This window comes from Pseudomonas sp. FP1740, from assembly GCF_030687165.1.
Taxonomy (GTDB): domain Bacteria; phylum Pseudomonadota; class Gammaproteobacteria; order Pseudomonadales; family Pseudomonadaceae; genus Aquipseudomonas.
The window spans coordinates 3261148-3282616 of record NZ_CP117461.1 but is presented as its reverse complement, the minus strand read 5'-3'; the positions used below and the strand labels follow the sequence as shown (position 1 = coordinate 3282616).

The window sequence follows — 21469 nt, the reverse complement described above, 5'->3', positions numbered from 1 at the left end:
GACTCTTTCCTTGAGATGAAATAATCATTCAATTATCAGGGCTTACATAATGATTAGAAGATACAGATCGAGAGCAAAAACCAGTTCAGTTGCTGAACCGCTCCACCGCGGGATCGATGGAATGTCTCATTTTGGAGGTTTTGACAGCGGAAAAGTCCGTGCCTGCACGGACCTTTCCAGAGAGGCTTATACAAAGAGGCTCGTAGGAAGAGCTCAGGCAGGTTCGACCTCAAGGGCGACCCGTTCGCGGCATGGGCATTCGTCCATGTAGCGGTGTGCTTCGACAAACTGGGAAAACGGGAATACCCGAGTCTTGAGCGGCAGCAGCACATGGTCTGCGGTCAACTGGTTGATGTCGCGCAGGGCACGTTGCAGTGCGGCCTGATCCTGGAGGATGCCCAGCTCCGGCTTGCCGGTGAAGTTGCCGATGCAGTGCACGAAGAACTGAATGTTCTTCTGGAACGCCGCACAGGCCGGAAATGGCGTCTGGTTACCACCTTGCAGGCCATAGAGCACCAGGCTGCCGCGAGGCGCGAGCACATCGCCGAGCAACGACATCTGCGGGCCACCCAGACCATCGAACACCACATCGACGCCACGGTTGTCGGTAATTTTGTTGATCCGCATCAGCAGATCTTCTTCTTCGGTGACGATGACTTTTTCGGCACCCAGCGACAGCAGGTATTCACGCTCGTCCGCGGTTTTGGTCGCAGCGATTACTCGCACACCAAGGGCTTTGCCCAGCTGTACGAACGACGGCCCGGCGCAGTGACTGGCGTCGGTCACCAGAGCGAATTGCCCGGGTTTGACGCGCGCCAGATCGGTGTAGCCAAAATAGGCGACCAATAGCGGCGTGTAATGCACGCTGGCTTCGACCGGGCTGAGCACGTCCGGGTAGCGGGTCAGCGCCGTGCGCGGCAGCACGATCTGTTCGCCGTAGACCGGATAGTCGTTGGGGCTTTCGGCCGGGAAGCTGGCGACCTTGTCACCGATAGCGAGGTCATCGACCCCCTCGCCGAGCGCCGTGACCACGCCGGCCATTTCATGACCCAGGCCTGAAGGCAGGCGAGCATGGGACGAGGCCAGGTTCTGGCGCCAGAGAATGTCGTACCAGCTGATGCCTATCGCCTCGACACGCACCTGCACTTCGCCCGGCGCAGGCAGAGCGGCCGCATGCTCTTCGCATTTGAGCACCTCGGCTGGACCAAACTTGTGAAAACGGATCGTGCGGGACATCGCAAACCTCGTCAAAGTAACCTCTAATGCCCTGAACTCTATCTGGGCTTTCTACCCAAGACCATCAGTGGCTATTAATAGTCGACATGCCTGTCATTGATTCCGCAGCGACGGCGACATCATCCAATGCCGTAAAAAACCGAAGCAGCCTTTCAGGGAAAACTGAATTACCCTGTGCAGAGTACCAGCCTTTCCCCGTAAGATTCACGCCGGCCATTGTTCTCATATGGTCGCTCACGTCAAGTTTGCTGAATCTGCCAGGACTCCAGATGAATCGTAATGACCTGCGTCGTGTCGACCTGAACCTGTTGATCGTTTTCGAAACACTAATGCACGAGCGCAGTGTGACCCGCGCTGCGGAGAAATTGTTCCTCGGCCAGCCGGCCATCAGTGCGGCGCTCTCGCGCCTGCGCGGGCTGTTCGATGACCCGTTGTTCGTGCGCACCGGCCGCAGCATGGAACCTTCCGCCCGAGCGGTGGAAATCTTCGCCCTGCTCTCGCCGGCCCTGGACTCGATTTCCACCGCAGTCAGTCGCGCGGCGGAATTCGACCCGGCCACCAGCACCGCGGTGTTCCGCATCGGCCTGTCGGACGATGTCGAGTTCGCGTTGCTGCCGATGCTGCTCAAGCGGCTGCGCGCCGAGGCACCGGGCATCGTGCTGGTGGTGCGTCGGGCCAACTACATCCTGATGCCGAACCTGTTGGCCTCGGGCGAAATTTCCATTGGCGTCAGCTACACCGCCGACCTGCCGGCCAACGCCAAGCGCAAAGTACTGCGCCGCAGCATGCCGAAACTGTTGCGAGCCGACTCCGTGCCGGGGCCATTGAGCCTGGATAATTTCTGCGCCCGCCCCCACGCGCTGGTGTCGTTCGCGGGCGACCTGAGCGGCTTTATAGATGAAGAGCTGGAGAAACTGGGGCGCAAACGGCACGTGGTGCTGGCGGTGCCGCAGTTCAACGGGCTGAGCACACTGATCAGCGGAACCGACATCGTGGCCACCGTTCCGGACTACACCGCCGAAGCGTTGACCGCCGCCGGTGGTGTTCGGGCGGAAGATCCACCGTTGCCGGTGCGCAGCTTTGAATTGCATATGGCCTGGCGCGGGTCGCAGGATAATGATCCGGGTGAGCGGTGGTTGAGGTCGCGGATTCAGATGTTTTTTGGGGACCCCGATAGTCTGTAATGGAATTCCACTAAATTCCATAAAAACGTTTTATAACAACAAGTTATTGATAATTTAAGTCTACTGCCATCCGTCTAAATCCAATGGATTCCACGACACATGGGGGCATAATTGGGGGCAAATTTCGGTTCCTTAAAAAGGATGCCCCCACCGATGCCCCCAGATAATGCGGTTGTTTTCAAACGAAAACTCAGCGATGCCTTGATCCGCTCACTGACCGAACCCGGCAAACACGCCGATGGCGAAGTCCCTGGCCTCTACTTGGAGGTAAGGGCGTCGAGCAAAGTCGGCAAATCCCCTTCCAAGGTTTGGCGATTGAAGTATCGGCTGCATGGCAAGGAAAACCGCTTCTCCATCGGCGCTTACCCCGACATTGGTCTCAAGGAGGCGCGCGACATTGCCCGCGGCGCACGCCGCGACGTGGCTAACCACACCGCCCCGCTCAAGGCCAAGACCTCCAAAATTGAGGCGCAAATCCTCAACGAGGTGCGCACCTTTGAGTACGTGGCCAAGCAATGGTTGGCATTCAAGTCTGCCGAACTGGTGACCAAGTCCATCGCGGGGTTTAGCGGAGCGCTGAACAACCACATCTTGCCCGCGATCGGTAAAAAACCGGTCACCGAGATCAAGCTGGAGCACATCACTACAATCATTACGGAGTTGCGCCGCCAGCGCATCATGGCCATGGCCAGGCGCGTGCGTACCATCATTCGTGCCGTCCTGGGCTTTGCCGAGGGGCGCGGCTGGGTGGAACGCAATGTGGCGCTTAGCAACATTGAGGAGTTGAAGATCCGCCATGTCGTGACCAGCAATCCAGCGATCGAAAGGCCAGCCGACCTAGGCAGGTTTCTTCTACGCCTTGATGACTGCAACGACGGCAGCGTTGCCACCGCAATGCGCCTGCTGGTCATGTTGCCGGTCCGCCCAGGCGAACTGGTGCAGATGCGCTGGGAAGATGTCGACTTGGTGGGCGCCGATTGGCGTTACGTGGTGAGCAAGACCAAGCATCTGGACAAGAGCAAACACATTGTGCCGTTGCCTGAACAAGCCTTGGTTCTGTTACGCGAGCTAAGTAAAACCCGCGTGGTGGATGAAGAAGGCAAAGGCTGGGTGTTCGTCTCGCCGGTCTATCCGGGTCGCCCCATCAATCCGACTTCCATGCTCAAGTCCTTTCAGCGTATCTGGCCGGAGTATGACATCACCGCTCACGGCTTTCGCGCCACCTACAGAACCATTGCCCACGAGCACTTGGGTATTGATCCAATCGTGCTCGAACTTTCGTTATCTCACCGAATGCCAGGAGCTCTTGGAGCTGTGTATGCGCGCGCACAACTGCTAGTGCAACGCCGGGAGGCTGCTCAGCAATGGGCTGACTATTTAGATCAGTTACGGCAAAACGCTACGCGAATAACCACAGGTTGACGATACAGCGAATGCAAATCAGGAGATTGGAGCCGGAAACGAGACTCACATCTGGTGTCCGCCCCATTGAAATCTATGGGGTTCCTTTTCTTGCTGTAGCAGGAAAAGACTCAACTCTGGAACTGTTTTTGCGGTATTTCAAGAACAAAACCTAATGGAGCCCGATCAATTAATTGCAGCCAACACAAAAATCCCCGCGACTTCGACATCCGAATATCGATCCTTTGATTGCGGCCTAGTAACCAAGCGGAATCGCAAACCCGGCAGATCAGGGACATCACCGTCGCCAAAGCGGGAATCACAACGAAAGCCTCCGGGATTCAACAGAAAAAAAATTTTCTTCAGCAGGCTGAGAGACGACACAGCAATTGCCACAGTTGGAAGCATGGATAGACGCCATTTTTGACGCCGTAGTGGCGAACGATAGAGAACGGCCAATAACCATTTTCACCAAATGCCGTTTTGGCTACGCCTAACTTTTTCCGTGACATCAGCGTTTGAAATGCTTTCACATTCTGAAACGGGTCGCGTTAGTAGCGGATGGCGGGAGCCCCTCAGTCAGAGCAATCGGCACGCGTTACTGCACTGTGATAGCCTTCGTAGAGCCCAGTCGAAGGAGAATAACAATGGATCGTCTGCTCAGCACTGAAGCCTTCGTACGAGTCGCACAAGCGGGAAGTTTCTCCAAGGCTGCCGAGCAACTTGGTGTTACCCGCTCAGTTGTCACGCTTCGAGTACAACAACTGGAGAAGTTCATAAACGCTCCCTTGTTTCATCGTAGTACCCGGCAAGTAAAGCTTTCCGATGTAGGCGAGTCGTACTATCAAGAATGTGCAGACATCGTTGCCTCCTTTCATGGTTTGACTGAAAAGATGCGCCATCAACGTTCGAATTTAACTGGGCAGTTACGTGTGCAAGTACTGCAGGGATTTGCAATTGGGCACCTTGGTGCATTACTGGCCGGGTTCACCAAGCAATACCCGGACATCGATTTTGATGTTGTGGTCAATGACCGTGTCATTGGCCCGATCGAGGAAGGGTTTGATGTGGCCTTTCAGCTAATGCCGGCAACTACCGAGCGGATTATGATGCGAAAGCTGTTTACAATTCACCGGTTGTTTTGCGCAGCGCCGGAATACCTTGAACAGCATGGCGCACCGGAGCACCCTTTGCACCTGCACGACCACCGCATTGCGCTGTACGGTGGCTATGCATCGCGAAACCGCTGGCAATTCAATCGAGGAGACGATGCCCTTGAAATCACCCTTCACGGTCAGTTGCGCTCGTCGTCTCTTCACCTGATACGTGACTACGCACTGAGCGGAGCGGGGATCGCCTGTCTGCCCTCACTGATCGTCAGCGATGACTTGATCAGCGGTAGGTTGTCCCCAGTGCTGAGCCAATACCGCTTGCCGACTCTGGACTTCGTGGCCGTTTATCCTGAAGCACAGCGTCGAGCGCTCAAGGTGGGCACGTTAATTGATTTTTTGGCGGAAAATATCGGTACTAATCCTAAATGGGATCAACCGTTGATAGAGAGAGGATTGATTGGGTGAGGGAGATAGGCTAACTCATACCGAATTTTTTGGAGAAAACGCACCTAGTTTTTCACAACCCATATTCAAGGTTCTACATATACAAAACTGTCAATTTCAATAGGCCGTCTTGGGGCTTTTCTGTTAAAGAGTGAAGATCTGAAAAAGTATGCCATCTCATTTAGCATCATAATTCGTGAAGCATTAGTCAGCAGTGTCTCAGACTGAAAATATACATAACCCCAGGGCTGGGTGTCGTTTCTATCGGCTATATCGCAGGCAGGATCTTACCTCTGCATTCTCCAAACCCAATCGAGACGTCCGTGGAGCTGATACGTCGGCCTCTAATAATGAGCTCGTCTCCATCCTGAAGGAAGGTGCGGCTCTCCCCGCTGGGGAGGGCAACAGCTTTCTTTCCACCTTCCATGAGTTCTAACAAACTACCGAGTTGATCGGGCTTTTGACCTAAAAGAGCACCAGTCCCAAAAAGATCACCAGGGCGGATATTGCATTCGTTGACGGTATGATGGGTGATCATTTGGGCCACAGTCCAATACGTGTGCATTGTGTTGCTCAGAGCCAAACGGAATGGTAGATGGCCATTTTTCTTCATTGCTTCGGTCAAAATCAGCACTTCTAATTCAATATCAAAAGCGCCGGCGCTCTGGTCTCTATCGTCGAGTAGATACGATAATGGGGCCGGATCACCGAAGGGACGCAAGGGTTGAGCTCTGTTAAAGGGCTCTAACGCCTCTGGGGTAACGACCCATGCGGAAACTGTTGTTGCAAAATTCTTCGAGAGAAACGGTCCAAGGGTTGGTATTCCCATGCCTGGATGTCTCGCTCAGACCAATCATTCAGTAGGCAGAGTCCGGCAACATGATCGCTCGCACCGCCAATGGGGATAGCTGCACCAAGCTTGTTGCCTGGCCCAATCCAAATGCCTAACTCGAACTCGTAGTCCAATCGAGCACTCGGCCCAAAGACCGGACGCTCCTGCCCCCCTCCCCTCTGTTAGCTGCTGTCCCTTTGGACGACGAACTGGAAGCGTGCTTAGCCCGACTGAGGATGCCCGACCGTGATAACCAATCGGCACGTACTTGTTGTTGGGCAGCAAAGGATTGTCAGGGAGAAAATGTTTCCTGCCGTTCATGGCATGGTGAATGCCCACGTAGAAGTCAGTGTATTCACCTATGTGAGCTGGCAAACTCATCTCACAGTCACGTTATTTGTAAAGCAGCAATGGGGACGCACTATGTGGTCAGTTATCTGCCTGTTATTTGCGGAAAAAATCTCCATCATTGCAGCACGCAAGGAGCGTCGAGATCCGCTGCCAAGCGCGAAAAAAGCGCTCAAGCTGGTGCCACTAGCTACCCTGGCGGCTTGCAACGCCTAGCCACTGAGCAAACCGAGTTCGCACACGGCTTTCATCACCTATAGCGACACCTCCACAAGGAGGCAGCCACGGCGGAATAAAAATACCGAACGAGAGGTTCTGGTTCGGAAAATCGGACTGGCCGTTGGCAGAGTCAACCCGACTCGAATGAATACTGTTGGTCATGATTCTTATCCTTGGAAGTGTTGCTTCAAATCAGCCCAGCAAGCATCGTAATCAGTTTGAAGCTCTGCGCTTTCTAAGGCGTACTTACTCGGCCTGAGCACTTTCGAAGTTTCAAACATAAACGCCATCGAGCCATCAATCTTGTGAGGTGCTAGCCCGGCAGCCATCGCTTCTTCTGCCGTTGCATTGTCGGGGCCATGAGCACTCATACAGTTATGTAGCGAGACACTTCCAGGCAAGAAGCCGTCTGCCTTGGCGTCGTAAGCGCCTTCTATCAAACCCATGAATTCGTTCATAAGGTTGCGATGAAACCATGGTGGCCGGAAGGTGTTTTCTGCTACGAGCCAGCGAGGTGGAAAGATCACAAAATCAACGTTGGCAACGCCGTGGACCGAGCTTGGGGAGGTCAGTACAGTAAAAATCGATGGATCGGGATGATCGTAGCTGATCGTGCCAATGGTGTTAAAGCGGCGCAGATCGTATTTGTAAGGGACGTTATTTCCATGCCAAGCCACTACGTCAAATGGAGAATGATCGAGTTGGGTGGACCAGAGCTCACCCAGGAATTTCTGGACAAGAGTAAACGGCCCTGGCCTGTCTTCGAAATATGCAAGCGGAGTTTGAAAATCCCGTGGATTTGCCAACCCATTGCTGCCGATCGGGCCAAGATCAGGTAGACGAAGAGCGGTACCATGGTTCTCACAGATGTAGCCAGATGCCAACTCGTCAAGAAGTTCAACCTGCATCTTCATCCCACGAGGAATAACGACAATTTCCAGGGGCCCAACATCCAGCCGACCAAGTTCGGTCTTGATTCGAACACGGCCTTGCTGGGGAACTATCAACCACTCGCCATCTGAATTGTAGAAAGCTCGATCCATGGATCGATTGGCACTGTACAGATAAACGGATACCCCTTCTGCCTGGTCGGCTGCGGCAGTGGAGGCGTATGTGACCAAACCATCGATAAAGTCAGCTGCATCTCCGACAGGTGGATGCGGGTTCCAACGCAGACGATTTGGGTTGATTTCTCCTATTTCACGTCCAAGGATCTGCCGCGCCATGCGTTTAAAAGGAGGATGATTTGCTGATGGTTTGATTCGATAGAGCCAGCTTCTTAGGCTTTCAGTCCGTGGGACTGTAAAAGCAGTACCCGACAGTAGCTCGGCGTACAAACCGAGCGAGTGGCGCTGCGGTGAATTTTGTCCGACTGGCAACGCGCCGAGAATGGCCTCGCTGCTGAACTCATTACCAAATCCGCTTTGGTAGCCAAGCGGAGACTCTAAGGACAAATACATGGAACCCTCCATCATCAGAACTGTATTTCGTAATTTAATTGCGCAATTAATTCCGTACTCAGTGCCACCACCGAACTGATCACCGAACGAACGGGCGGCAGCCCACCTCTTCAAGCCGGCGGCGTGTCGGCTTGGCGAAATCGGTCGGAGTCGCATTCGACTTTACCGTTGTAAATGAACATTTTGAGCTTGTTTTTAACGCATCGATAACAACGCATGTGGTTTTTAGAGCTTCCCTGTAGTCAACCAGACATATAGCGTTAAGTTGGACCATCCTTAAGAGGAAGTAAGTTTCCGGTTTTGCATGGAAATCCATCGGAGAGACTGTTGTCTGTACGCAAGCACTAGGCGCCGTGTTAGAAGTTATAACTGGTTTTCAACGAGTAGATTGTCATCGTGTTGTCACGATACTCCCCAAACACCGGGCTCGACATGTCTCCAAATTTACTATAGGTCACCATGGGTGTGACATTGAATCCGTAACCCACATCATATTTCAATCCCACGCTCAATGCCTTGATCCCTGAGGTGGGGGCAAGTGGAGAGAATTCTTCTTTCTCTTTTTCATAGATAAAAGCACCGATTAATGTTGCGGTTTCATTGATGCGATATCCAGCACCCAGCGTATAACGAATGGTGTCATTTTCGAACACCTTTACCGGCATTCCGAAGGTCTCGGTAAACAACGGAGGAGCAAGGCTCACACCGGTCCATTTCGCCCAAAAAACCGAACCAAACAGAAGCATGCTCTGGCTGATCGGAATTTGCGCATCCAGTGCCAGTGACTCGGGTGTGCGTTGACGAATGGTCGAATCCATTCCGTTCTCGGTGCCGTCCAGCTTGTGCTGCACCTTCGAACGGTACGTCAGGGATACCCGGGTAAACGGCATGGGTTCATAGGCCACTCCCAGCGTGTAGCCAAAACGGGTATCGCCGTCGGTTTTCAGTTTGTAGGCCACCCCAGCCAGTTGCTGCGGTTGATTGGCGGCAATTTCCAGGGTCTGCGAGAAAGGCCCACCATAGACGCTCAACTCAGGCGTCAGTTTGTAGCGGCCGATCAGCGTCCAATCGCGACTTTTATAGGAAGCCTTGAGTCCCTCGGCAGGCCCTTTGCGGTAGTAGGGGCTGCGCGCATAAGGCTCGTCAGACAGAAGTGCCAGGGAGAAACTGTCACTGACATCAAACTTGAATGCACCGCTGGTGCTGTCCAGTCTGCGGACCAGGTTTCCAGTGTCGTTGCCCGCCGGATCGGTTCCGTCGATGTTAGGCCTGAGCCAGTGATGAGTCAGTTCGACGTAATTCCCCGACTCAAATATCGGCTGGACACCAATAGCCACGCCATCAAAGCCGCCGGCATAAACGGCACTAGGAAGAAGGAAACATAACACCTGCATATATGTGGAACGCTTCATTTTTATTATTCTCTTGTTTACGGTTAAACACGATGGTCCGCTGTCATACAAAAAGTCTGGATCAACACTCCTATATCGCTATGGGATAACGCCATTCAGTATTTAGACTTTGGCATATAGTTCATGTCTGCGTCCGTGAGCTGTGTTTGCAGCCACTGTTTTCTCTCTACGCGCACTTTTTCATCGAGTTTCGCCGCATAACTCGGACTGCTCAGGCGACGTAAATCTTGAATACGGTTTTTGGGGAACTGAGTGGAGGCATACAGCGCCGCCCAAAGCCAAGGGTTGGGCGCGCCCATTGCTCTGCGAGTATCGGGTGAGACAAAAAACGCGGAGTGGGCAATGCCGATCTTGTAGTCGACCCATTGCCGGGCCCGCTGCATCAGACCCGCATCTTTGGAAGGTTTGAAGCTGTCCAGAAAGGATCGCCCGAGTCGAATGCAATCGGGATCTTCACTGGGGGGATTGAGCAGCAAGGAGTCGTGCATAGCCTGCACCGCGCCCTTGATGTCGGACGGGAACACATTTTCCTGCTGGTAACCCATGACATACGCCACGTACTGCCACAGGTGAATGACGTCCTCGACTTCCTCATCGGAAACCTTGTATCCCAGTATTTGCAAGGACTTGCACATCATCACCGAGGAGATGAGCGGAGCCGTCAACATGCCACTTTGGTTGATAGGCATGCCAAACTGCTCAGGCTCCCAGCGAGGGGAACCGAATACAGCCCGACGAATGAGTGTGTGCAGCAAACGCACCCTCAGAGCGACCTTCCAGCCTTCATTGAATTTTCTCATGCCATTGGGCTCTGAGATCTGCGTCCAGAAATTGCAGGTCAGAAGAAAGCGCTTGTAGGCGGTGTCGTCGGCGTACTGACCGGTCGACATCAGAGTTCTGGCAATCGACAGCACGCGGTACATGTCCAGTGAACTGATGCCCTGATACCTATGGCCCTCCACGCCGAATCGGCGATAAATTTTCGCGCCGTTCTCGATACGCTTCCAGTCCACCCAGTGCGGTGGCGTGCTGACCTGCTGCCAGATTTCCTCGAGTTCCTCGGGGGCATTGCTGACGCCCTTGATGCCCTCATTCAGAAAACTCTGCATGACGGCGTGGACATCACGGCCTTCTCGACGAATCTTGAGGATTGCAACATCCGATAACGGATCTCCAACCCAGCCCGACATGGCAATCTTGAATGCCTGCTCCTCGTTGTAGCCGGCGCTGACGCCTGTGACCATTTTGAACGCCTTGCGCAGGTCCTTACCGGCTTTGGCTTCGTACGCCTGGGAGTAGAGGAAACCGCCCGGTGGCGCTGTTCTGCCTGCCCCCACAGACAGAAATTTCTCATCCAGAGCTATTTCAACATCACGATTTTTTTCAGCGAGTATGGACATGACAGAAACTCCTTAGTTGATGCGCGCGATAACGGACTTGGGTTCGAGAAAGCCTTCAAGACCTTTTTTACCCAGGTCGCGTCCAACTCCGGACTGACGAAAACCTCCTGTAGGAATGTTGGCCGGTGGGAAGGCCGGGGAGTTGATAAAAACGGTGCCGGTACGCAGACTTTTCGCTAGGCGCTGGATATGGCCGTGATTAGTACCCCAGATCGTGGCGCACAGACCGTACGCAGAGCGATTCGTCAGTTCGATCACGTCTTGTTCATCCGTCCAGGTTTCAACCGTGATGACCGGGCCGAATATCTCTTCACTCAGCAACTTCGATTGCGCGGGCAGATCGGTGATGATCGTTGGGTTGATGAAAAAGCCGGGAGATGTCGACTGCTGTTGCCCGACGATTACATTCCCTTCTCTTTCACCTTGCCTGATATAGGCCATTACCCGGTCGAACTGTTTTTTCGAACACACTGGACCAATGATCGTCTCGGGCTCGAAAGGCGAGCCAGGTACCAGTGTCTTGGCAAACGAAGCCATTGCTTCAACTAGCTCGTTGGCGACCGAGGCGTGTGCCATAACCTTCGAGCCTGACACACAAATTTGTCCCGAGTTGGCGAACGCAGCCATACACAATGCCGGGGCAATGGCCTTGACGTCGGCATCGGCCAGCACGATGACGGGATTTTTGCCGCCGAGCTCTAGGCTGACGCGAACCAGGCGGTCAGCGGCGGCCTTGTAGATACGCTTTCCGATTTCCGTTGAGCCGGTGAACGCGAACTTGTCGATCCCCTTATGCTCGATCAATGCCTGGCCGGTTACCGCGCCACGGCCGGTCACCACGTTGAGAACGCCGTCCGGCAAGCCGGCTTTGCTCGCCAGTTCGGCAAGCCGCAGGATCACCAGCGACACATCCTCGGCAGGCTTAACGACCAACGTACATCCAGCGGCAAGGGCTGGTGCGATTTTCCAGGAGCCCACCAGCAGCGGTGCATTCCACGGCAGGATCGCCCCTACCACGCCGACCGGCTCATGCGTCGTATAGGCAAAGAACTCTGCATCGTCCATTGCCGGGTCAATCTCGATAGTTTCGCCGGTAAGCTTGCTGGGAAAGCCGGCGTAATAGCGAAACACATCAATGACTTTCGCAACCTCGAAGGCGAGCGCGGCCCCTCTTGGTAGCCCCAGTTCAGCGGCAATCAGATCAGCCAGAACGTCGCTGTCAGCCTCGAGCGCATCGGCAAGTTTATGCAGGATGCGTTCACGCTCGCTGGGGCCCATGGTGCGCCACGCGGAGCGGTCCTCGAAGGCAGACCGGGCTGCATCTACAGCCAGGCCAACGATATCGGCATCCGCTTCATCGAGCTCGCCAAGTGGCAGTTCGGTCGCCGGGTCGAGAACTTCAAAAGTTGCCCCGGCGCGCAGCCAGTGGCCATTGATGTAATGCCCTTTGGGCGATTCGATAAAGTGGCGAGCTTTTGCACTGATTGCATCGAGTGCGGAACGCTCAACTTTACTGTTCATCTGTGTACCCCACTAAAAGCTTGACCATCACGCACTGTGATAATTGGCGCCCATGGAACACCGGCGCTTACAGTTCAGGTGTATCTACGGCACTGACGTTAGTGCATGTGCTCAGGAAAGGAAGTAGTCGCTGGGTTCAACTTCATGGGTGCGCCGCCAGAACTCTGCCGCATCGAAAGGGAAGTTCTGAGTTACGCGGCCTTTGCTGTTCTTGTACCAACTGTTGACTTTGGAAAAACCCCAAGCCCGTAAGCTGTTCCCTTGATCGACTCGCTGGTTGTAGGTCTCGCAAACATGCGGCCTTACTTCCATGCTTGTGTGCCCGCCCTCAAGCAGCAAGCGAACCGCATCGGTGATGTAGGTCGCAGTGAATTCCGAGAACTGAATGATCGTGCTGCTGACCACCAGCCCAGTATTAGGGCCATACATGCAGAACATGTTCGGGAAGCCAGGAACAGTCGCCCCCAGGTAGGCCCGCGCGTCGTCGCCTTTCCACTCGGTATGCAGATCTATGCCATCGCGCCCAGTGACACGGATGGGCATGAGGAACTTCGAGGCCTGGAAGCCGGTGCCGTAGACGATCAGATCGAACTCATGGTTAGTGCCATCAACGCAGCAGATGCCTTGGGGATTGATCGATTCGATCGGTTCGCGGATGAGGCCTACGTTGTCGCGCTTAAGGGTTGAAATCCAGGTGCCGTTGTCGCGAATGATGCGCTTACCGCCAACGGGTGAATCAGGGATCACCACATTGCGCAGATCGGGCCGGTCGGCAATTTGGGCTTCCATCCAGCCGCCAAGGTCCTGACGCAACTGCTCGTTGATAGCAGAGACAGCTTTTTCGGTCGGTGGGTAAGCCGGGTCTACGGTTACGGCGTGGACAAACCCGATGGTTTGCGGCAGCACCGCCGTTGCCCTGAACCACATGCTGTAGTTAGGAAGGTTGTCGAGCAGCCATTTGGCACTGTCGGCAACGCGGTCGTGCAGGTTCGGCGTGGGCAGCAGCCAATTGTTGGTGCGTGCGAAGATTTTCAGGTCCGCTGCGGTTTTGGCCAGATGCGGAATGAACTGCACGGCGCTTGCGCCTGTGCCGATGACCGCTACGCGTTTTCCGGCCCAGTCAGCATCATGATCCCACTGGGCGGAATGGAAGGTTTGCCCCTGGAAGCTTTCGATTCCCGGTATCGCCGGAATCAAAGGACGGTTCAATTGGCCGACAGCAAAAACCACTACGTTGGCGTGAATGTCCTGGGTTGCGCCGGCTTGATTGACGCTGACCTTCCAGTGCTGAGTGTTCTCGTTCCAGTGTGCGTCAGTCACCTCGGCATTGAACACGATGTGCTCGTACAGCCCATTCTGCCTAGCCACATTCTGCAGATAGCTGAATACCTGCGGGGCAGTGCTGTAATGGTCGTCCCAAGTGGCCCGTGCAAAAGAAAAACTGTAGGAGAAGCTGTTGATGTCGACGCGGCAGCCTGGATAGGTGTTTTCCCGCCAGGTGCCGCCGACATCATTACCTTTCTCGTAGATGACGAAAGGAACGCCCGCCTGCTTCAGACGTAGCCCCGCAACCATGCCACTTTCGCCCGCACCGATGATCACTACTTTGAAATCGCGCTCGGGGGCCACATGCTCCTTGTGCCAACGCGGCGCGCGCGGATCGTCGTCGGCGCAGACCATTTCTTCGGCCAATATCGGCAAATAGGCATCGACGCCTGGGCCCATCAACCAGGTCGTGAAGGTGATCAGCTCGTCCTTTGTAGGGCGTCCTGGAACCGGACGACCGCTGTTTTTGAACTCGATCAGTTTCTCCGCGCAGAGCTCACGAACCTGTTCCTCTTGTTCGGCGGTCATGCTGCTTTTCGGATCGCCCATCACCAACACCGGCTTCCACTCGGGCTTGAGCAGTTTCAGATCGCCGGTCAGGTGAGCGATGCACATGAGCAGTGTCGGAATATCGGCCTCGCGCAGGTGGGTTCTGAGTGTGGGCTCATCAAAAGCCATGGCCGAAAGCGTTTGGTTGTAAGTGTTCATAGATGTACCTGGTTTTATTGTTAGCTGGCGCTTCTAAAAAAATGAGGCGAGTTTCAAAGCACTCTTAAGCGCTGGGCAATCTGATTGGCGACCCAGTCCAGGGCCAGGTCACTGGCGCGCAATGTCATGAGCGTCATGAATCCATGCATTTGCCCATCGAAACGGTGGTGACTAACCTGGACACCGGCCGCGCGCAGACGCTCGACATACGCCTCGCCCTCTTCGCGCAACACATCTAACTCGGCCGTCACCACAATCGCTGGCGGCAGCCCCTGTAGGTCATCAGCATTGAGAGGAGAAGTGCTGGGGTGCGGGCGCTGGTTGGGTTCATTCAGGTAATGGTTCCAGAACCAGCGCATGTCCTCACGAGACAGCAGAAGTTGGCGATCCGCGTCGTGGTAGCCAGGCAGGTCGAGGTTCGACTGGGTGACCGGGTAGATGAGCACCTGCGCATCCCAACGGGTTAGCTTGCTATGCAAAGCCCGTTGCGCAGCGACCGCAGCTAGGTTGCCACCGGCGCTGTCTCCGGCGATGATCAGCGGCGCCTGATCTGAGCCGGTCAGCCTGTGGCGATGGTCATTGACCCATTGGTGAGCGAGTTCGACGTCCGATAAGGCCGCGGGGTAGGGAAACTCGGGAGCTAGGCGGTACTCGAGCAATACCAGGGTGCATCCGGACTTCTGCGCCAGCAGGCGGGCGAAATGATCGAAGTCATCCAGCTCACCTAATACCCATCCGCCGCCGTGAAGGTATAGGATCACGCCCTGGGTCACTTTAAACGGGGTATAGACACGCAAGCGCGCAGTTTCCAACTGAACATCTTCGACGCGATGCATAGTTGGGTTTTGTGTGACCGAGCGTGCAAATGCCATAACACCACGCGCTTCAGCAGGCGTCATTTGATGAATTGGTTTTAGGCCAAGTTCAGCCAGCGCGTTGATCAATTCAGCTGACTCAATATCCAGAGGCATCATGTATTCCTTGTATTAATGGCAGCACGGACGCGCAATTTAAATTGCATCAACAGCCTGACTTGGTAACTTCAAAGTGCGCGAATTCGTGAGGCGTACCAGATGTGCCACGACTCTGCCAGGTGTTCGTAAATAGAAAACGTGCTAATTAAAAGTAGCGATTCACGCGTAAGGATCGCTGCCGGCTACGTATAATTAGCGGAGCGTCGGCGGTTGGTTTTGGCCAATGTGGATGGGCTACTACAAGTGTTCACCACAGCATGAAGTGAAGTTTGTAAGGCGCGGGAGACGGCATGTACTTTCATCGAATGTGCCCCTTTTTTTTGTTTTCGGACACCACTACCTTAGCGATTGCCACCACGGCCCAACAAGGCCGGTCTCGGCGAAATTACTATTCGCGAACCACGAACAATTCAACGGATAGCTGTTGAGAGATACCCTGTTGGCAGGCAGCAGTCTCTGAAGCAGCGATTTTCAATGGAATGAAAAGAAGCAGGCGTCCGAGATCGGTCGAATTTATTTATATGGCCAAACCGACCGCTTTTGGCCGGTGTTTGCCGATTTCCACCGGCAGCTATGAGTCCAGCTGTTTGAGAACGCGCTAAATACCTCGAAAACTGAGAGTCGCGAGGGTTGCCTCTGGAATCACGCGGGTGGAAGCTCGAATTAGCTCAGTCAGTGACATAGAAGTTCGTAATGCCGTTCGGGCCGCGTCAGCGGCCAAAACGGCTACTAACTGGCGAGCCAAGCGGCTGGATTCACGCCCTGATCGCCTCAAGCACTCCTGCGATGCCGAAGATGCTCATCATTCGTTTGAGGTTGTAGGCGAGCATGTGAAGGCTCATTTCGGTACTTACCCGCGGAAGTGTTTGAATCGCCCCGGATTCTCTAGACACCTTGCAAGCTTATTGCGTAACGCTTTTCAAACTCTACCGGTGACAGCTGATTGTTGAAACCATGGCGGCGTTTTACGTTGTAGAACATCTCGATGTAATCGAACACATCACTCCGAGCATCTTCCCGCGTGGTGTAGATTTTTCGCTTGATCCGTTCCCGTTTCAGAAGCTGGAAAAAGCTCTCGGCCACGGCGTTGTCATGACAGTTGCCTCGGCGACTCATACTGGCAACCAAATTGTTTGCCTTTAAAAAGCTGCGCCAATCGGAGCTGCTGTATTGGCTGCCTTGGTCGGAATGAACCATCACCTCTTGCTTAGGTTTACGCCTCCAAACCGCCATCAACAAAGCGTCAATAGCCAAATCACTGGTCATCTGCGCTTTCATTGACCAGCCAACGACCTGACGAGAAAACAGATCAAGCACCACCGCCAAATACAACCAGCCTTCATACGTACGAATGTAGGTGATGTCGGTGACCCAAACCTTGTTGGGTTCCACGACATCGAACTGGCGCTTCAGCAAATTGGGTGAGGCGACCGCTGGCTTACCGCCGTACTTTCCAGGGCGGCGTCGATAACCTGTCTGAGAACGCAGACCTTCAAGACGCATCAGCCTCGCCACATGACGACCACAATCCTCACCGACCTCGCGCAGATCGTCATGGATTTTGCGATAGCCATAAACGCCGCCGCTCTCAACCAGGAATGCTTGATCAAACCCAGTAATCGCTGATCGTCTTTAGCGCGTGCAGATTGCGGCTCAGACAACCAAGCGTAATAACCACTGGGATGGACTTTCAGCGTCAGGCAAAGCCGTCGAATGGAATAGTCGCCCGCTCGCTGCTTGATAAAGGCGTACTTCAACCGCACTCCTTGGCAAAGTACGCGGCGGCCTTTTTTAAGATGTCTCGCTCTTCGGTGACCCGCTTGAGTTCGGCTCGCAGACGACGCAGTTCAGCGTGCTGATCATCGTCTTGCTGCCGTTCTGCCTGAGGTTTGCTGTAGCGCTTTATCCAGGCATAGAGGCTATGCGTCGACACGCCAAGACGCGCCGCCACATCAGCGACGGGTAGCTTCTTTTCGGTCACTTGATTGACCGCTTGGATTTTGAATTCTTCGGGGTAATGCGGGTTGCTCATGGCACCTCCTAATTGGCCTCAGTTTAAGGCAAAGAGGTGTCTACGAAACCCGGGGCGATTCAGTTTTGATCAGGAAGTGGGTGGCACCCATCCAATATTTGAGCGTTCCAAAAGGATGATCAACGGTCTGTCGACGAACCCTCATTGAATCCATGACAACAGTCCTCCGGAATACTCCCAAAGCCTCATCTGAGGTTGAAAAGAACCCCTTCATAGCTGTCAGTTCAGAGGAGGTGTGCATGGAAGCTAAGGGTGTCTCAGGCGCTATCGATGCGCTGTCGCGCATCTGGTCCGGCTGTTGGAAGAGCAGTGCCGCGCGCAACTGGAGAGACGGCAAGTCGACGGCATCACCGGTCAGGTCCGACAATCGCTCCTGGGGGCAACGGGCTTGGCAGCCTCTCTCGAAGAGATTGCAAATCAGCTGGCTATGGCTCCGCGCAGCCTGCATCGCAGACTGACAGAGGAAGGAACCACCTTCCGAAAACTCGTCGAGGCGGAGCGAAAACAACTTGCTGGGCAACTGTTGGAAAACACTGCGATGAAGCAGGCAGATCTGGAGTTCCAGCTTGGCTACGGTGGTTCTACAGCTATCGCGCGGGCGTTCCGGCGCTGGTTTGGACGGTCACCGAGCGAGTATCGGAAAGTCTCAAAGCGCTCAGCGCTGATCGTATCGCGGTCCATCGAACTTGCGGACACATGACGTGGTGAAGTACCTTCAGCCGCTAGCTGTGACTACTCGGCAAATGAGATGCGAAAGCTATTGATGGCTGCAGTGAAGGGATTTGCTGCACAGAACCGGCAGGCGATCAATGCACCTCCTGAACTCTGTCTGCAAACCTAGCCATGAAGCCGTGGTGCATTCAACCGGGACTTCACAAGCCAGCTCGCTTTCTGCGCCACCTGTGCATGCTTGCATGTCTTAACCAAGGCGGGCGGTGAGCTGGGATAAAACACGGAGCGAACTCCCCCGCGGTCAGCGGCACTCCAGTAGGGAACCCGTATCTAGCGCATAGGCTTGGACGAATAGTTCCACGGCGGTGCTAAAACAGGTTTCGCTCACCGGTATGGGACCGCTGCAATCGATGCTTCCCACTGCCATTAGTAGACACTGGATGGCCGCTCGCTCGGGATCGTTGCAGCGAGTGGGCGAGATAAGACTTTATTCCAAACAATCCAGGTATGGGCGATGCTGTTGTCGACAATGCGTCTGAGGAATACTCTAGGATCGCACAGTACATGGGTAAGTGTATGAGACGCCGGATGCTCGCTCTGCAGCAGCGGGATGGCCCCCCACTACTCTAGTCAGCCATACCGCAACGACGCATGCACAAGAGAACACTCCGACGCTCAACAGCTCCACATCAAACAAGATCTAGACGTAGTTTTAAGCGTTCACGGGCATCATCTAAAATAGCATCTGAATGGCTTGCATCGAATATCGTATGCGCAAGCACGAGAGCACCAACCAGTTTAGACATCAAAGATAAAGCTTGGCTCTGGGGATCCGGACTGTGCAATATTTCTAGTATTTTGGCATAGCGGCGCACCTGAACGCCGCCTACTTATTAAGGATGGCGATCGAAAAACGCTTTATAGCAGCGAGATGGGATAATTAATGAAAATCCGGTTTTCATCAAATTCATTAGCGCTGAAGTCCCGACGAATCGACGCATTACGCCATTTCACGTTGAGGTTTTTCAGCGCGCCGCTCTGCACGGTGTAGGCCAGTTCGGTTTCACGGCCCCATTCCTTGCCATCGTCGACCGTCGCGGTGTGCACGTTGTCGCCGCTAATATAGCGGTTCATCAGGGTCAGGCCCGGTACGCCGACGGCGGCGAAATTGAAGTCATGGCGCAGTTGCCAGGATTTTTCCTTCGCGTTGTCGTAGCTGGAGTTGTAGCTGTCGTTGGCCAAGGTGCCGCCGCTGGTGCCGTTGACACGCATCCAGGCATCGTCGCCGCTGACTTTTTGCAGGCCGACATAGAAGGTGTTGCCGCCGTACTTGGCCGAGAGCATGGCGAACGCGGTTTTGTTGTCCAAGTCGCCGGCCAGGGCGCTACCGTCTTCCTTGCCAATGAAGTAGCCGAGGTTGGCGCCCAGAGTCCAGTCGCCAATGGGCTGGCTGTGGGTCAGGTTGAAATACTGCTGTTGGTAGATGTCGGACAGTTCCGAGTACCAGACACCGACCTGGGTGCGTTTTTCGTTGAAGGCGTATTCGCCGCCGCCGAAGTTGAAACGGTCGGACGTGAACGCGCCGCGGCCGTTCATCGACATGTCTTCCATGCTCGCGTCGTTGCGCGGGCTGTTGGCGCGGAACTGGCCGCCGTACAGCGTCAGGCCGCTGATTTCGGTGGAGGTCACCTGGCCGCCACGGAAGGTTTGTGGCAGGGAACGGCCGTCGTCGGAGCGCAGAATCGGCAGCACCGGCATCCACTCCCCGACCTTCAGTTCGGTCTTCGACACCTTGCCCTTGAGGGCGACGCCCAGGCGACCGAAGTCATCAGCCGGGCGGCCGTCATCGTGTACCGGCAGCAGTTGTGTGCCTGCCGTACCACGACCGCCATCGAGTTTGACCGAGTACAGGCCCAGCACGTCCACGCCGAACCCGACCACGCCCTGAGTGAAACCGGACTTGGCGTCGAGGATGAAGTTCTGGGTCCATTCCTCGGCTTTACCTTGGGCGGCGTTCGGGTTGATGAAGTTGCGATTGATGTAAGCGTTGCGCAAATTGAGGGTGGCCTTAGTGCCATCAACAAAGCCGCTATTCTGATCGGCTTGAACAGCCGCTGACGAACCCGCGCAGACCACAAGAGTCAGACTGATCAGAGATTGATGTGCAGGCACGCTGCGGGAAATAACAGGGTAGCGCATGATGTTTTCTCACAATTAATTATTATTGTTTTGGGGCGGTTTCTAGCTCTTTATTAAACCTACGCACAGGTAGTTTTTAGAGCTAACTACCAAGCTACTGCAGGCATCACTTATGCGTCTTGCTACAGCCCTTTATCGAGAAACTTATAATTACTTAATATCGCTTTATGCAAACCCCGAGCGTGCGCAGACGCGAGCCTGACTCAATGCCGGTAATGGCACGCTCGTGGGAAATTGCGTAAGAACAACGACTGAAAGTTAAAACGTAATCGAACGCTCGGCGATCAACCCGCACTTCCCGGCGTTTTACAACGTGTGTATTCCAATTGATAAAGCGTGGTTTCTGGTCCCGTCGATTGCTCCTCCAGCAGGCGTTGCAGCTCCGCTACAAAAGACTCGCCGGCGACACGAACGTAGTCAGGTGCACAACCTTCGATCATGACGATCCAGGCCGGTATTTGGGTCCCTTCGGCGCGGGCCTTTTTCTCTGCGGTTTCAACCCTGCTCACCGCCTCATCAGCCACACACAAATGCACGCCCGTAATACCCTGTTTATCAGCGAGGGGAGGAAGCACGCGTTGGCGCAATGCGTCTGACACCGATTTATGCTGGCCTTCGACAACATCGAAACGGACCGTTAACAAATACGCGCCCTGCCCTACACCGCTGGTGTAAGTAACCTCGCAGATGGATCGCGCGACGTTGCGATAGGACTGCACCGACTGCTGGGTCCATGCCGTCGGACTGTTGAGACGCGACAAATAATCCTGCCCTCCCAACACCTGCACAGTGTCAGCCTCATAGAGGTTGAAATAGGTCGGACCTGCATCCAGAGCGATGTATCGGCGTCCCCGCAAAAAACCCGGAATGCCGGCCCGCTCAGGCATGTGCTCACGGTTATGCCACTCATAGAACTCGTCCCGCGCTTCAGGCAAAAGATCATGCCAGATCGCGACTACACCTGTTCCTGCAAAGCTCATAGCGTTTTC

General features: G+C 54.5%; 14 protein-coding genes and 3 pseudogenes. 4 read left to right on the top strand and 13 right to left on the bottom strand.

Going from position 1 to position 21469, the window contains the following annotated elements; genetic code table 11:
• Positions 1 to 213: 213 nt before the first annotated feature.
• On the bottom strand, positions 214 to 1236 hold the full coding sequence (locus tag PSH69_RS14840) for a zinc-dependent alcohol dehydrogenase family protein (RefSeq protein WP_019649900.1): 1023 nt from the start codon (positions 1234 to 1236) through the stop codon (positions 214 to 216).
• A gap of 269 nt (positions 1237 to 1505) precedes the next feature.
• On the opposite strand from PSH69_RS14840, the gene PSH69_RS14835 reads away from it, so the two are divergent.
• Together PSH69_RS14835 and PSH69_RS14830 are read left to right on the top strand one after the other, a co-directional pair.
• Positions 1506 to 2420, top strand: a complete 915-nt coding sequence (locus PSH69_RS14835; protein WP_305412723.1) for a LysR family transcriptional regulator — start codon at positions 1506 to 1508, stop codon at positions 2418 to 2420.
• 153 nt (positions 2421 to 2573) lie between these two features.
• Complete coding sequence (locus PSH69_RS14830; RefSeq protein ID WP_305412722.1) at positions 2574 to 3842, top strand: site-specific integrase; 1269 nt, start codon at positions 2574 to 2576, stop codon at positions 3840 to 3842.
• A 165-nt stretch (positions 3843 to 4007) separates the two neighbouring features.
• Here the strand turns inward: PSH69_RS14830 and PSH69_RS14825 are convergent, their stop codons facing one another.
• Positions 4008 to 4229: a hypothetical protein gene (locus tag PSH69_RS14825; protein WP_305412721.1), complete on the bottom strand. Its 222-nt coding sequence runs from the start codon at positions 4227 to 4229 to the stop codon at positions 4008 to 4010.
• 239 nt (positions 4230 to 4468) lie between these two features.
• Between PSH69_RS14825 and PSH69_RS14820 the strand changes: the two genes are divergently transcribed.
• The gene (locus tag PSH69_RS14820) at positions 4469 to 5398 is read left to right on the top strand and encodes a LysR family transcriptional regulator (protein WP_305412720.1); all 930 of its coding nucleotides are present in this window, start codon (positions 4469 to 4471) and stop codon (positions 5396 to 5398) included.
• Positions 5399 to 5645: 247 nt separating this feature from the next.
• Here the strand turns inward: PSH69_RS14820 and fahA are convergent.
• The 9 genes and pseudogenes from fahA to PSH69_RS14775 form a co-directional block, all read right to left on the bottom strand.
• Positions 5646 to 6938, bottom strand: a pseudogene (gene fahA / locus PSH69_RS14815) (fumarylacetoacetase).
• Positions 6939 to 6943: 5 nt separating this feature from the next.
• Positions 6944 to 8236 carry a homogentisate 1,2-dioxygenase gene (gene hmgA / locus PSH69_RS14810; RefSeq protein WP_305412719.1) on the bottom strand — a complete coding sequence of 431 codons (1293 nt, stop codon included), beginning with the start codon at positions 8234 to 8236 and terminating at the stop codon, positions 6944 to 6946.
• Between the two features lie 356 nt (positions 8237 to 8592).
• Positions 8593 to 9648 (bottom strand): OmpP1/FadL family transporter, encoded by a 1056-nt coding sequence (locus tag PSH69_RS14805; protein WP_305412717.1) that lies wholly within the window; start codon positions 9646 to 9648, stop codon positions 8593 to 8595.
• A 95-nt stretch (positions 9649 to 9743) separates the two neighbouring features.
• Positions 9744 to 11048 (bottom strand): oxygenase MpaB family protein, encoded by a 1305-nt coding sequence (locus PSH69_RS14800; protein ID WP_305412716.1) that lies wholly within the window; start codon positions 11046 to 11048, stop codon positions 9744 to 9746.
• 12 nt (positions 11049 to 11060) lie between these two features.
• The gene (locus PSH69_RS14795) at positions 11061 to 12569 is read right to left on the bottom strand and encodes an aldehyde dehydrogenase (protein ID WP_305412715.1); all 1509 of its coding nucleotides are present in this window, start codon (positions 12567 to 12569) and stop codon (positions 11061 to 11063) included.
• A gap of 111 nt (positions 12570 to 12680) precedes the next feature.
• Complete coding sequence (locus tag PSH69_RS14790) at positions 12681 to 14603, bottom strand: NAD(P)/FAD-dependent oxidoreductase (RefSeq protein WP_305412714.1); 1923 nt, start codon at positions 14601 to 14603, stop codon at positions 12681 to 12683.
• 53 nt (positions 14604 to 14656) lie between these two features.
• A complete protein-coding gene (locus PSH69_RS14785; RefSeq protein ID WP_305412713.1) occupies positions 14657 to 15574 on the bottom strand; it encodes an alpha/beta hydrolase in 918 nt (305 codons plus the stop codon).
• Between the two features lie 888 nt (positions 15575 to 16462).
• Positions 16463 to 17609, bottom strand: a pseudogene (locus tag PSH69_RS14780) (IS3 family transposase).
• Positions 17610 to 17649: 40 nt separating this feature from the next.
• Positions 17650 to 17760, bottom strand: a pseudogene (locus PSH69_RS14775) (hypothetical protein); the annotation flags it as partial.
• A 147-nt stretch (positions 17761 to 17907) separates the two neighbouring features.
• Between PSH69_RS14775 and PSH69_RS14770 the strand changes: the two are divergent.
• Positions 17908 to 18309: a helix-turn-helix transcriptional regulator gene (locus tag PSH69_RS14770; RefSeq protein WP_305412712.1), complete on the top strand. Its 402-nt coding sequence runs from the start codon at positions 17908 to 17910 to the stop codon at positions 18307 to 18309.
• A gap of 890 nt (positions 18310 to 19199) precedes the next feature.
• On the opposite strand, the gene PSH69_RS14765 is transcribed toward PSH69_RS14770, so the two are convergent.
• Positions 19200 to 20480, bottom strand: a complete 1281-nt coding sequence (locus tag PSH69_RS14765) for an OprD family porin (RefSeq protein WP_305412711.1) — start codon at positions 20478 to 20480, stop codon at positions 19200 to 19202.
• A gap of 284 nt (positions 20481 to 20764) precedes the next feature.
• Positions 20765 to 21460, bottom strand: coding sequence for a DUF4286 family protein (locus PSH69_RS14760; protein ID WP_305412710.1), 696 nt, complete (start codon positions 21458 to 21460; stop codon positions 20765 to 20767).
• Between the last annotated feature and the right edge of the window lie 9 nt (positions 21461 to 21469).

Excerpts from the sequence above, each read along its gene's own strand:
- PSH69_RS14795 (WP_305412715.1), bottom strand. The coding sequence starts at position 12,569 with ATGAACAGTAAAGTTGAGCGTTCCGCACTCGATGCAATCAGTGCAAAA.
- PSH69_RS14760 (WP_305412710.1), bottom strand. The coding sequence starts at position 21,460 with ATGAGCTTTGCAGGAACAGGTGTAGTCGCGATCTGGCATGATCTTTTG.
- PSH69_RS14800 (WP_305412716.1), bottom strand. The coding sequence starts at position 11,048 with ATGTCCATACTCGCTGAAAAAAATCGTGATGTTGAAATAGCTCTGGAT.
- PSH69_RS14805 (WP_305412717.1), bottom strand. The coding sequence starts at position 9,648 with ATGAAGCGTTCCACATATATGCAGGTGTTATGTTTCCTTCTTCCTAGT.
- hmgA (WP_305412719.1), bottom strand. The coding sequence starts at position 8,236 with ATGTATTTGTCCTTAGAGTCTCCGCTTGGCTACCAAAGCGGATTTGGT.
- PSH69_RS14765 (WP_305412711.1), bottom strand. The coding sequence starts at position 20,480 with ATGCGCTACCCTGTTATTTCCCGCAGCGTGCCTGCACATCAATCTCTG.
- PSH69_RS14820 (WP_305412720.1), top strand. The coding sequence starts at position 4,469 with ATGGATCGTCTGCTCAGCACTGAAGCCTTCGTACGAGTCGCACAAGCG.
- PSH69_RS14790 (WP_305412714.1), bottom strand. The coding sequence starts at position 14,603 with ATGAACACTTACAACCAAACGCTTTCGGCCATGGCTTTTGATGAGCCC.
- PSH69_RS14785 (WP_305412713.1), bottom strand. The coding sequence starts at position 15,574 with ATGCCTCTGGATATTGAGTCAGCTGAATTGATCAACGCGCTGGCTGAA.
- PSH69_RS14835 (WP_305412723.1), top strand. The coding sequence starts at position 1,506 with ATGAATCGTAATGACCTGCGTCGTGTCGACCTGAACCTGTTGATCGTT.
- PSH69_RS14830 (WP_305412722.1), top strand. The coding sequence starts at position 2,574 with ATGCCCCCAGATAATGCGGTTGTTTTCAAACGAAAACTCAGCGATGCC.
- PSH69_RS14840 (WP_019649900.1), bottom strand. The coding sequence starts at position 1,236 with ATGTCCCGCACGATCCGTTTTCACAAGTTTGGTCCAGCCGAGGTGCTC.
- PSH69_RS14825 (WP_305412721.1), bottom strand. The coding sequence starts at position 4,229 with ATGCTTCCAACTGTGGCAATTGCTGTGTCGTCTCTCAGCCTGCTGAAG.